The sequence below is a fragment of the Bacillus cereus genome, assembly GCF_007678085.1.
GTDB lineage: Bacteria > Bacillota > Bacilli > Bacillales > Bacillaceae_G > Bacillus_A > Bacillus_A cereus_BE.
In genome coordinates, this window is the sequence record NZ_VEDW01000001.1 from 1,449,443 (window position 1) to 1,461,777 (window position 12,335).

Consider the following 12,335-nt stretch of genomic DNA (forward strand, 5'->3'; position numbering starts at 1 on the left):
GTTTGATTAGTAACCAAACATGTGCTTTCAAAACAACTATATTACCCATAAACAATAAAATGTAAGTTTAAAATAATTACGACCGAAACGCCGCATCCGCCAGCATAGATAGTGTTGCATCATCCATCGGCGGATTGTGCAATCCTGCTCTGACGTTTAAATAGTAACGATGAAGCGGATTTTTTTCTGATAAACTTTTTGCTCCTACGATGCGCATTGCTTTATCTACAATAGATATTGCCGCATTTGTTACTGCATATTTCACTGCTGCTAGTTCGGCTTGCAATGATAGTTTATCCTCTGCTTCATCGTACTTTTTCGCAATTTGATATAAAAAGACGCGAGCTTGCATAAGCTCAAGTTCTAATTCTCCAACTAATCTTCTAACATTCGGCAATAAACTAATAGAATGATTTAAACTATTTGGCTTGTATGATCCCGCAAATTGAACTGCATAATTTCTTGCTGCTTGTGCAATTCCTAAATAACATGCTGGTATATGTAGCAACCAGCCAATACCCTTTTGTTTTACTTTCCCGCCCTTTACATCTGTAAAAAAGCGACTTTCTATCTCTACATTTTGTAAGACAAGGTCGTGACTAGCAGTCCCTCGCATCGCAACGCTATCCCACGTTTCTTCAATGGATACACCGAGCGTGTTTCTTGGAATAACAAACTCACCAACTTCTTCTCGGCCTTCAATACTTGCTGAAATAATAAAATAATCAAGTATTGGCGCCATCGTTGTAAAGGTTTTTCTTCCGTTTATAACCCACTTATCGCCTTGTTGAACCGCTATTGTTTCTGGTTTACCGCCACGCGTCGGACTCCCTGTTTTTGGTTCTGTTGCTGCCCTGTTAAAGAGCGCACCGTTACGCACTTCTTCACAAAACCATTTGAACATCTCATCATTCCAAGAGCGATTTTCCGCTAACTCTTTCACAATACCAAGATGCCAGCCAATCGATAATGCAGTAGCTCCGCAGCCTTCCGCGATTTTCTCTTGAAATAAAACGAAGTCATATAAAGAAATCGCACTACCACCAAATTCTTTCGGTAACGTTAATTTCGTATATCCGATATCTTTCAAATCACTTATATTTTCATACGGAAATGATCCTAATTCACTTAGTTGATGCTCCCTTTCCATGAACTTCGGAATCAATTTATTTATTTTTTCAATAATGAAAGATTGTTCTTCTGTTTCAACAAATGAGAGTGCCATACTATAATCTCCTTTATGTTCGATTCATGAACCGCTCACTTTTTCATTATGATTATATGAAGCTACCTCTCTATTGTTTCACTATTCCGATAAAAATACAATGTTTTTGACTAATAAGAAAAGTTCCTATTTAAAATAGGTTCTTTTCTTATTAATCTCCCTTTAATGCCTTTAATGGCAATGAGGTTACATATCCAATGTACGAGAATAATTCTTTAAAGAAGAATGGTATTTCTGTGTCTAACGTTTTATATGCTGATGTCGGCGTTGGTGAAGCATACGCTTCAATATTAATATGTTTTGCGATTCTCATTGCGCGTTTCATATGAAGTGGATCACTTACAATCGTGTATGTGCGTATTCCGTTCTCTATTCCAACTTCCTTCGCATTCTTTAAATTTTCTTCAGTGAAAAGGGATTTAGTTTCTATTAAAATATCTTCCTCTTTTACACCTTGTTTCATTGCATATACTCTTGCAGTACGCGCTTCCTCAAGTTCTGCCTCGAACTTTGTACCACCTGTAAAAATAATCTTTTTAATATTTCCGTTCTTATATAAAGAAATCGCATGATTAATTCTTTCTTTAAATACTGGAGATGGTTTTCCGTTCCATGAAGCTGCTCCTAGTACGATACCAGCATCCGTTTTCACACTATCATCTGTTTTAAAGCGATAGCTCCAAATATCGTAAGCTGCATAACTTACATATAAAATAGCAGAACAAATCATTAGTAAAAATACTTGGAAGATTCGTCTTTTCTTACTCTTCTTATTTTCTTTCATTTGTAATTGCCTCCGTACATCATCCATACTTCTATCAAAAACATTTATATCAAATCGTTTTGTTTGAGTTTATTTAAAAGAAGGAACTTTACTTGTTATTTATGTATAAAAGGGTTTTCATTTAAAATTGAGGATTATCAATTCATTTTTTATTTGCGGTTTTCATTACATGTTTTAAATTCATAAGTTTATTACCATACAACTACATTGTAACGAATTTTTTCTCAGAAGGGAACGATGAAACAAAAGGAATTAAAATAAAGTAGCATTTTGTAAGAAAAAAGGTATATTTTTCATACATTTCGAACAATATACCTTTCAAAACACGAATTATAACCTTTCTTTATACAATTCTAATTTTTCTAACAGACGTACTTTCAAAACTGGCCATTCGCTTGCGATCATACTATACACAACTGCATCTCTCACATGACCGTTTGGCAATTTTCTTTCATTTCTAAGCACGCCCTCTTTAACTGCACCTAACCTTTCAATTGCTCGTTGTGCTTTTTCATTTCTTGCATCCGTCTTAATTTGTACTCTCAGCATATGCAGTTTTTCAAAAGCATACTGGAGAAGCATATACTTACACTCTGTATTGATACTCGTACGTTGCACACTTGGATGATACCACGTTTGTCCTAACTCGACTGTTTTATCTTCTACTGAAATATTATATAGACGTGTACTTCCTACAATCGTATTCGTCTGTTGATCCACTACAACGAAAGGTATTTGAGTCCCCTTCCCATAACCCCGTATCGCTTTTTGAACATATTGCTGCATATCTTGAACACTATCCATTTTAGAGATTAAATACGCCCAAATATCCCGATTTCCTTCTACAATCGAAAACAAAGTTTCGACATCATCACTATCCATTAACCGTAACTTTACTCTTTCGTGAATCATTTCCATTTGAAAGCCCCCTTTGTTGTTACTATATCATATGTAACAGAAACGTTTTATAAGAATAATAGAATATCTTTAAAAGAATTCCTTTTCAAATATATTCTTCTCGTATAAGGTAGAAAGGCTCATCAATAACCTTTAAAAAGGAAAATTTTGATAATTACCAATAAATACTATATAATGATGAACGGGAGGGGATAAAAATGCTAGATCAAATTACTTGGGGAACGCCAGGCAGCTTATTATGCTTAGGATTCTTTTTTGCAGGACTAGGAGTCTTCTTAAGAAGCATGACATCATATTCAAAAAATAAATAAAAGCATCCCAAACACATAAAATAGTACATTTTCATGTTTTAAGATATTTGATTTTCTTAGCTTGATAGTGATGTGGGAATACCTCGCTTTTAAACAAAAAAGCCTTCCTTTTATAGAAGGCTTTTTTTGTTATAGCTTTATCTTTTAAAAACTTTAAAGCAACAAATAAGCAAGCGGTGTAATAATAAGTAACGTTAATATTGTTCTTTGTACGTAGAGAATAATAAGTTCCGATACTTTTAACGGGATGTCTGTCGATAAAATACAAGGAATGGAAGCTGAGAAGAACAATATAGATGATACCGAGACAACCGCAATGACAAACTTTGTCACAAGTGGTGCACTTACAACTAAAAGAGAAGGTAAAAACATTTCTGCGATACCAACGGATGCCGCTTTAGCAGCTAGTTCTGCTTCTGGTAATTGTAATAGCCATGTAAAAGGATAAAAAATATAACTGATCCAATCAAATATTGGCGTAAATTTCGCTAAGACGATACCAATTAATCCTACTGACATAATGGATGGTAAAATTCCCATCGTCATAATAAAACCATCTTTTAAATTTACTGCAATATTTTTCATAATACTTGGTGCAGATTTTGATACCTCTAGCGCATCTTCCCAAGCGCGTTCTAATATTTTCTCTTTATAAACAGGCTCTGGGAACCCTTCTTTCGTTACATATGTATCTGGTTTTCTACTAAGTGGTGGGATTCTTACGGTGATAGCAGTTACGATGAATGTTACAACGAGAGTAGTCCAAAAATAAACATTCCATAAATGCATAATGTCTAATGTTTTTGCGATGATGATCATAAATGTTGCGGATACTGTAGAAAAGCCTGTAGCGATAATCGCTGCTTCTTTTGTCGTATACTTTCCTTCTTTATATACTCGGTTAGTAATGAGAAGCGCAAGCGAATAACTTCCAACGAAAGAAGCAACCGCATCAATTGCTGAACGTCCTGGTGTTTTCCATAACGGTCTCATAATCGGACGACAAAACGTACCGATAAATTCAAGTAATCCATACCCGACTAATAACGCTAAAAAAGCCGAGCCAATTGGAACGAGTAAACTTACCGATATTACTAGTTTTTCATACAAAAACGGCCCTACATCTGGTGCAAAGAACCAAGCTGGCCCTATTTTCAAACAATATAATACACCAAAAACGACGCCAACTACTTTTAAAAACGAAAAACAAATATCTAAGATAGATGTATTCCACTTTTTCGTATAAAACGGATAAATCGCACCCATTATCATAACGAGTAGAGCGTAATAAGGTACTACGCTCGGAACCGAAGCTCTAATCCATGATACGATATGATCAATCATAATGGAAGAAGCACCGTTTATCGTAACTGGTACGAAAAACATAAACACCCCAACTAGACTAGCGAGTATAAACCGGAGAATACCCCCCTTCTCACTCCCTGTCTTAATTACATTCCTTTTTAATTCAATTTCACTCAAAATTCGACACCTCCTATTATCTAAATATTCTGTATAATTATGTTAGATTCCTTCTTTCCATTTCTATATTTAATCATATAAAAAAAGCCTATTTAAAATAGGCTTTTTTTACTATCTCTCATAATCATCTACAATCACTTGAATCACACGATACGATTCCTCTGCCACTATCTTATTACACGTCTTATTCTCATCATATGTAATTAACGCTTTCCAAAGTGCCCAACCTCTCGCTCTATTCCACGTTTCTTCATCTATGCACAATACTTCTTTAAATATCTTTCTACTACTTTTATCAAAAAACGTCCATGCCATCGCTGCATCACAAGCCGGATCTCCTACTCCTAAAATACCAAAATCAATTACGGCACAAAGCTTTCCGTCCTTAACAAGTAGATTTCCTGGTGCAACATCTCCATGAACCCAAACTGGCTTACGGTTCCATGTTGACTGAAGTGCTAAATCCCAAAGACGCTTTAATACTATTTCATCAAAAACGTCCTTATTATTTTCAATAGCACCTCTCGCCTCTTCATCATATACAGATATAAGCCCGCCTCGGTAAAAATTATGTGCTCCAGCTATCGGGCCGTTACTCGCATCAATGGATTGCAACTCTACTAAAAATGCTCCTAAGTCCGCCGCAAATTCATTTAAGTCACGGACATTTTGTTTCGTAACTGTTTCTCCTTCTATCCACTTATTAATAGACCAAGGCCATGGATACGATTCAGATGGATTTCCTTTCGCAACTGGTGTAGAAATCGGTAAAGAAAGCTCCTTACTTAATATAGGTAGCCACTTATTTTCTTTCTCTACTTGCGGTGCATATGCCGCATCACTTGGCAATCTGACACTCATCTCATCCCCTAGATGAAACGTTCGATTATCATGTCCACTAAACTTTACAGGCTTCACCTCTAAATGTGCCCATTTAGGAAACTGTTCCCCTATCAACTTTTTAACTAACTCCGTATGAATTTGATTCATTCACTTACCCCCTTCTCTTTTGAAACTTACTAAGTCCATCTGTACTCCCAACATATTCAAAACCATTTTTCTTATAAAAATCATTCAACGTTCGATTATGCCCAACACAATCTAGTTTCAAAAACTCTTTGTCATTTTGTACATTCTCTTCTACCCACTGTAAAATCCATTCTCCAATCCCATTCCCCTTATACTTCCGTTTCACCGCAAATCTATGAATATATAAAGAATCTGAAACTTCCTCCTTACCAAAAATACGCTCATCCCATTCATTTTGTTTAGGAGATACTGTAACCGTACCGACAATTTCATTTTCTTTCACAACAACGTACGTATATTTCTCTTTTATACCTTCTAATATTTCAGCCGTAGCCTCTCCGCCTAACAAATACTGCCATTGATCCACTTCTTTATGTTGTAACCACTGTGCTACTTCTTTTAATAGAGTGATAATGCTATCGCTTTCCTCTTCAATAGCAGTTCGAATTGTATATTCTTTAACTGTGGTTCTCTCCATATTGCTGTTCCCCTTTCCTATCGCTATCATACTGATAAACGCGTTCTACCGTCATTTTCGTCGGTAACGTATTCAACATAATAACCTTGATTCCTTGCGTTTTCATACATCAATTCAATCTGTTTTTGATCTTTAGCGTAAATTGTGACGTATGTACAATCCGCAACTAGTAAAACTAATTCACACTTACTCTCTTTAAATTCTTCATATGTTTCAATATGTACTACTTCCTCTCCTTTTGAATACGCTTTTAAATCTGCAAAAATAACATAATATATATTGTCTTTAAATAATATTTTCAAATCTGATCCTTCCACTATACTTGGTTCTTCTGGAAATAATGCCTCATCCAATCCACCACGTGCTATTAAGTATGACTCCTCACTCCCTACCCACCAATCATATGAAGAAATATCAATTGGCTTTAACACTTTCCAAAGTAAATTATCATATTCATTTGGAATATCTACTGTAATTCCTCTTTTCATTTATTTGCTCCTAGCTTATTTATTTTCGTTTTCATTTCATACATTATATACCAAATTCAATTACCATATTTTGTCGATATCTATGTAACTTGTATTTCACCGCGAACAAAACCGTCCCACTACTTATGAAACGGTTTCTCTCTGCTTATATTTAAGTTTTCCATGCAATTGTTGCACTGCGCTTTAAAATAAATTCTAATATATTCATCACATCAGCCATTCATTCTTAATGCTCACTTCGTCTTCACAAAATAATATAAAAACCACACCGCATGATTTTGTTCATCGGCAGCTATTCTGCGCATTAACTCTTTCAGATGTGCATCCGATGTTTCATCTGAAATTTCCAAGTAAAAATCTACTGTCTTCTGTTCATCTTGTATAGCGAATTCTAATCCTTGTAAGTACGTATTTGGACATTCTTCCGTAATTTGTGGTTTCGGCTGCTGACCCGTTAAATTTGTATAGATTTGTACAAAATGATGGAAATGCTTTATTTCATCGTTACGAATCTCAAGAATTTGATTTCGTTCCGCCGTATTTGGAGCCATATTAGCTAATTTCGCATAGCAATTTATAGCACTAAACTCTCCGTTAATTGCTTTCTCAATATCACGAATCAGCTTATCATTTTGCCTATACGAATCATAATAATTCGAATTATACATCGTATCCCCTCCATTATTCCGCATAACATTTTATGCAATTTTAAATAGCAGGAGCATGTATACAAAAAGGAACTGCAAATCCGAACTTTTTTATTCCCTTTAACCTATAAGTTAATAAAAGATAAAAACGCTTCACTCCTAGTGAAACGCTTTTATCTTTTATGCGTTTAATTCCGTTTTGTGTTCCTTTCCTACACTACGTTTGAAAGCAGTCGCTAAAATAATCATCATACTTACCGTACCAATCCAAACGAGTACAGTAAGAGGTGTACTCCAGCTTAACCCTTTTCCGAAGAAGAATATTTCTCTCAGCCCTTCAATCATAAATCGCATTGGTAACCATGCATACACCCACTCTTGATAAAATGGCGACAACATTTCCGGTGCTAACGATAATAACGGTGCCCCGAAGAATAGTAAGAGAGCGAATACACCGATTCCCTTTAGTCCAACTAATGAAAGTACCACCGATATCATTAAGAAGAAACTAAAGGATGTAATAGATAAAAACAGTGCCGTATCTGTGAAGTTCGAAATATTTAACCCTACCATACCATCCGCGATCCATGTAAGACCGAACCCAATGACAAGTGTCGCAACAGCCCCTGTTACGATTTGTTTTAGTTTTAATACGAAGCTTTCTTTTCTTGTACCTACTGGCATTTTACTTATCGCAATGAAGATAATTGCTGCACTCGCTAAACTGGCAATCCATAACGGCTGAAATAAAGACATTGGCGAGTTACCGTTCGCACTATTTTTGCCGATTTCGTTCACATTTGTCACTTTCTTTGCAATCGGTGTTACTACATTTGTAACTTGATCTGCTGTTAATGTAGCTCCTTTTGCTTTCAATCCTTCTAGTAGTTGCGCGCGAACAGTATTGTTCATATTATCAACTACCCCATTTAACATTTGTCCTGCCATAGTTGACGCTGCTGTATTCATTCCTTGATTGATGAATATTTCTACTTCTGGCGAAGATGGCTGTGGTGTTCGTAATGATGCTTGTTTTGCGCTAAAGTCTTTCGGAATAACTAATGCTGCGTAATACTCTTGATTATTTAAGCCTTTTTGAACTGCTTCTTTATTTTTCACTTCTACCCACTTCATCGCAGGTTCTTCCTCTGATTTTGATGTCTTTTTCATATTATCAACAATCGTTTGCCCCATATCCATCTTTGGTTGGTTCGGAATTTCTACTCCTTGATCCTCATTTACAATTGCGATTGGCAAGTTTTTCGGCTGAGGTTGAACGGTTGGAAATAACGTTAATGAAAAAATAAAAACAACAAGTAGTGCAATAACTGGTGATAACAATAAAAGTTTATTTTTAAACATTTTCTTTTCTCCCCCTTACATTTGATTTATAATAACCAACAACGTGTTGTTTATTTATATTTTGAATTATATGTTCCAGTTGAACCTTATACAATAATCAAAAATCGTAAATGTGTCGGTTATAAGACACATCTTTGAAATGTGTTGGCTAAAATGAAGGAGGGACATGCTTTGCGTGATAGTAATTTAGATTTACGTGTTGTTCGTACGAAAACTGCTATACGAAATGCATTGGTGGAACTAATTGAAGAAAAAGGTTTTGACGCCATTACAGTGAAAGATATTACAACGAAAGCAAACATTAATCGCGGTACTTTCTATGCGCACTATCAAGATAAATTTGACTTAATGACGAAATGCCAAGAAGACATTATGTATGAGTTTTCCAGCATTGCAAAACGGAAGTTTCCAGAAGTTATTGCTGACCTTGGATCAAATCCTTCCCCAACGATGCCGTTTATACTTATCACTTCTATTCTTGAATTTCTAAATGAAAATAGTGATTTTATGAAAGCTGTACTGAGCCCAAAAGGAGATTTATCTTTCCAAACAAAACTGAAAGACTTTATGTGGAAAACACTATTTGAAGATACGAATGGTGCTCTCATTAATAAGGAAAACTTACTTGTCCCAAGTCAATACTTAGCTTCTTATATGGCATCTGCTCATATTGGTGTTATTCAGCAATGGCTAAATAACGGACAAAAAGAAACACCTGAGGAAATTGCTCGTATTTTATCAACGATCGCTGTTCATGGACCTTTTTATGCGGCCGGTTTAAAGAAATGAGCCAGCTATATATGACAAAAGATCATCTACTATAATAGCGGATGATCTTTTGTTTCATTACAACACTTCAATATAACCTTCTGTTCCATGCACCCGAATTCGCTGTCCGTCTTTTATTAATTTCGTAGCATTCTCTACTCCGACGACTGCTGGTAATCCATATTCACGTGCAATCACTGCTCCGTGCGTCATAAGTCCGCCAACTTCAGTGACTAACCCTTTTATAGACACAAATAATGGTGTCCAGCCAGGATCAGTAAAAGCAGTAACTAATATATCGCCCTCTTCTAAATTCGCTTCTTCCATGCTTAAAATAATGCGTGCTCTTCCCTCTATTACTCCTGAAGAAACAGGCAAACCTACAATCGCATCAGCTGGGAGGTTTTCTCGTTTATATTTACCTGTAATGATTTCTCCATCAGACGTCATAATACGAGGAGGCGTTAGTTTTTCATATAATTTGTAATCATTTTTTTGTTTTTGGATAAGCTCGTAATTTAGTTTATTCGTGCGAACAACTTCGTGAAGCTCTTCAAAAGTTAAATAGTATATATCATCGACTTCATGAATGACACCGCTCTGCACAAGTTGCTCAGCTTCTTTCAATAACGCCTGCTTATATATGAAATAACGATTAATCATGCCGTATTTTGGATATTCACGATAGCCGATACAATTACGGATGGTTCGAATCATTCGCTTCGTTTCTTCTACTTTTTGTTTACCATCTGGCAAGTGCTGTAATCGATCTACTAACTCTTCTTCTTTTTTCAAAGCTTCTTGCAGCCCTTCTTCAAACTTCCGCTTACTTGCACCATGTTCAAAGTCTCTTATATTATTTAAAATCATCAGGATAATTGTAGTTGGCTTTTCAATCCAGCGTGTTTTCGTAATATCAATTTCTCCGCTGCATCTCATTCCGTATTTATTTAGAAAAGCATCGATTGCCTCTCGAGCTTTCTCCCCGCCTTTAAACTGAACTAATTCATCTAAAAAGCTATCATCTTCTACATGTTGTAAATATGCAATAACTTCTGGATACGGCCGAATCACATCAGCAATATCCATTAATGCTAAACCCATTTCAGACGTAATATTATTTTGTACAGATTGAGAAAGCGTATCTGCTGCATTCTTTTCGCCTAGCCATTGCTCCATCTTTTCATTCACCCATGTTGAAGCGTTCATACCTGCCATAATGATAGCTATACTTTGCGGGTTAAATAATACTTTCTTTAATTGCTGAATATCTTCCAAAATAAAATCGAGTACATCTACCCCTGACTTCGTTTGCATGTTTCGTTTTAACTCTTCGATTGATGCTTCACTAGTCTTTATTAAATTCGTAACGATTGCCGGATCATTTTCGATTTCTGGTTGTGAATTTGCAGGTGGCACACTTTTACCAGCACTCTTTCCTTTTTCATCATTCGGTAACAATGTAATAAAATCATCTCGCTCGATTATAGTCGTTAATGCATCTCTTACGAGTGGATCTGATTTTCCTAAAGTGTTTATTAAATAATCTCTGCTAGCAGGTGAAGCTAGTTGTTGCGTAGCATCCACAAACAGCCGTCCTCCCGCTTTACGCATAGGAGCATTAGTCGTTAACAGGAAAAAAGATAACCCAAGCGGTTTCATCGCATCGGTCATCATTTGTTGGTGACCAACTGATATATACACATGATTTCCCCCATCATTTTCTTCAGGAATTGGATATAAAGTCGTAATGGGGCGACTTTGGACAATATAAAATGTATTATGGGCTAAACACCATTCAATATCTTGCGGACAACCAAAATAAGCTTCAATCTGTCTTCCGATACTTGCTAGTTGTAAAATTTGTTGTTCAGACAATGTTTGAAGTTTTTGCTGAGCTGGATCAATCTGTTTCGTCTCTGTTCCGCCCTCTTTTACAGCATAAATAGCTATTTTTTTAGTCGCTATCATCGTTTCTGTAATTTCGCCTTCTTTTACTTTATAATTATCGGCAGAGACCAATCCTGATACTAATGCCTCACCAAGTCCAAAACTGGCATCAATGGATAACACCTTTCGGTTAGAAGTAACCGGATCAGCCGTAAATAAAATACCCGAAGCCTCAGGGAAAACCATTTTTTGAACGACAACACATATAGAAACTTGATTATGTTCAAAACCATTTTGCATGCGGTACGTAACTGCTCGCTCTGTAAATAAAGAAGCCCAGCACTTTCTTACATGCTGTAAAACCGCTTCTTCTCCGATAATATTTAAATACGTATCCTGTTGACCAGCAAACGAAGCATACGGTAAATCTTCAGCCGTCGCACTAGAACGCACGGCATACGCATGTTCATTTCCAAAACGTGAGAGATAATGAGTTACTGCTTCCACTACATCAGAAGGGATTTCTACTGCCATAATGACTTCTCTAATCTTCTTACTCATTTCACCAACTTGAGCTCGCTCTTCCTTTTTCAACTTTGTTAGTTGCTGCAACAAAGTTTGAAGCTCTTCATTTTGTTCGATGGCCTTTTCATATCCTACCGTTGTAACACAAAATCCTTCTGGAACTTGTATCCCTTGAATGTTAGATAACTCCCCTAACTTCAAACCTTTTCCACCAACGAGTGAAAGCTGCGTGTTTTCTATTTCTTGAAAATCGAGAACGAAAGAACTCATGTAACATCTCTCCTTACTTTGCATGTGTTCTTGATTGTAGCAGGAGTAAATACGAATAAACAGTCTATTTTGAACTTGATTTACATGATATAATTAACTTAGGAAGAGATAATTTTTTTATTTCTCCCCCCCTCTCATTCACTTCAATTCCAACTCCA

Annotated in this window: 11 protein-coding genes; 1 reads left to right on the plus strand and 10 read right to left on the minus strand. The window is 36.0% G+C overall.

The window, feature by feature from the left end:
- Positions 1 to 76: 76 nt before the first annotated feature.
- From FS742_RS07480 to FS742_RS07520, 9 genes are all read right to left on the minus strand, one after another.
- A complete protein-coding gene (locus FS742_RS07480; RefSeq protein ID WP_144611823.1) occupies positions 77 to 1,225 on the minus strand; it encodes an acyl-CoA dehydrogenase family protein in 1,149 nt (382 codons plus the stop codon).
- 151 nt (positions 1,226 to 1,376) lie between these two features.
- Positions 1,377 to 2,009, minus strand: coding sequence for a YdcF family protein (locus FS742_RS07485; protein WP_000662223.1), 633 nt, complete (start codon positions 2,007 to 2,009; stop codon positions 1,377 to 1,379).
- A gap of 330 nt (positions 2,010 to 2,339) precedes the next feature.
- A complete protein-coding gene (locus tag FS742_RS07490) occupies positions 2,340 to 2,927 on the minus strand; it encodes a GNAT family N-acetyltransferase (protein WP_144611824.1) in 588 nt (195 codons plus the stop codon).
- Positions 2,928 to 3,391: 464 nt separating this feature from the next.
- Positions 3,392 to 4,720: a YjiH family protein gene (locus tag FS742_RS07495; protein WP_144611825.1), complete on the minus strand. Its 1,329-nt coding sequence runs from the start codon at positions 4,718 to 4,720 to the stop codon at positions 3,392 to 3,394.
- A gap of 111 nt (positions 4,721 to 4,831) precedes the next feature.
- On the minus strand, positions 4,832 to 5,710 hold the full coding sequence (locus FS742_RS07500) for an aminoglycoside phosphotransferase family protein (protein ID WP_144611826.1): 879 nt from the start codon (positions 5,708 to 5,710) through the stop codon (positions 4,832 to 4,834).
- Between the two features lie 4 nt (positions 5,711 to 5,714).
- Positions 5,715 to 6,227: a GNAT family N-acetyltransferase gene (locus tag FS742_RS07505; RefSeq protein WP_144611827.1), complete on the minus strand. Its 513-nt coding sequence runs from the start codon at positions 6,225 to 6,227 to the stop codon at positions 5,715 to 5,717.
- 26 nt (positions 6,228 to 6,253) lie between these two features.
- Positions 6,254 to 6,715, minus strand: coding sequence for a DUF2691 family protein (locus FS742_RS07510; protein ID WP_144611828.1), 462 nt, complete (start codon positions 6,713 to 6,715; stop codon positions 6,254 to 6,256).
- A gap of 233 nt (positions 6,716 to 6,948) precedes the next feature.
- On the minus strand, positions 6,949 to 7,383 hold the full coding sequence (locus FS742_RS07515; RefSeq protein ID WP_071759100.1) for a ferritin-like domain-containing protein: 435 nt from the start codon (positions 7,381 to 7,383) through the stop codon (positions 6,949 to 6,951).
- A gap of 159 nt (positions 7,384 to 7,542) precedes the next feature.
- Positions 7,543 to 8,724 carry a YhgE/Pip domain-containing protein gene (locus tag FS742_RS07520; RefSeq protein ID WP_144611829.1) on the minus strand — a complete coding sequence of 394 codons (1,182 nt, stop codon included), beginning with the start codon at positions 8,722 to 8,724 and terminating at the stop codon, positions 7,543 to 7,545.
- A 171-nt stretch (positions 8,725 to 8,895) separates the two neighbouring features.
- Between FS742_RS07520 and FS742_RS07525 the strand changes: the two genes are divergently transcribed.
- Positions 8,896 to 9,513 carry a TetR/AcrR family transcriptional regulator gene (locus FS742_RS07525; protein ID WP_283881509.1) on the plus strand — a complete coding sequence of 206 codons (618 nt, stop codon included), beginning with the start codon at positions 8,896 to 8,898 and terminating at the stop codon, positions 9,511 to 9,513.
- A 57-nt stretch (positions 9,514 to 9,570) separates the two neighbouring features.
- Here the strand turns inward: FS742_RS07525 and ppsA are convergent, their stop codons facing one another.
- Positions 9,571 to 12,177, minus strand: a complete 2,607-nt coding sequence (gene ppsA / locus FS742_RS07530; protein ID WP_144611831.1) for a phosphoenolpyruvate synthase — start codon at positions 12,175 to 12,177, stop codon at positions 9,571 to 9,573.
- Positions 12,178 to 12,335 lie beyond the last annotated feature (158 nt).

Bases quoted from the DNA above. Each gene is read 5' to 3' on its own strand.
- FS742_RS07480 (WP_144611823.1), bottom strand. From the start codon at position 1,225: ATGGCACTCTCATTTGTTGAAACAGAAGAACAATCTTTCATTATTGAA.
- FS742_RS07485 (WP_000662223.1), bottom strand. From the start codon at position 2,009: ATGAAAGAAAATAAGAAGAGTAAGAAAAGACGAATCTTCCAAGTATTT.
- FS742_RS07490 (WP_144611824.1), bottom strand. From the start codon at position 2,927: ATGGAAATGATTCACGAAAGAGTAAAGTTACGGTTAATGGATAGTGAT.
- FS742_RS07500 (WP_144611826.1), bottom strand. From the start codon at position 5,710: ATGAATCAAATTCATACGGAGTTAGTTAAAAAGTTGATAGGGGAACAG.
- FS742_RS07505 (WP_144611827.1), bottom strand. From the start codon at position 6,227: ATGGAGAGAACCACAGTTAAAGAATATACAATTCGAACTGCTATTGAA.
- FS742_RS07510 (WP_144611828.1), bottom strand. From the start codon at position 6,715: ATGAAAAGAGGAATTACAGTAGATATTCCAAATGAATATGATAATTTA.
- FS742_RS07515 (WP_071759100.1), bottom strand. From the start codon at position 7,383: ATGTATAATTCGAATTATTATGATTCGTATAGGCAAAATGATAAGCTG.
- FS742_RS07520 (WP_144611829.1), bottom strand. From the start codon at position 8,724: ATGTTTAAAAATAAACTTTTATTGTTATCACCAGTTATTGCACTACTT.
- ppsA (WP_144611831.1), bottom strand. From the start codon at position 12,177: ATGAGTTCTTTCGTTCTCGATTTTCAAGAAATAGAAAACACGCAGCTT.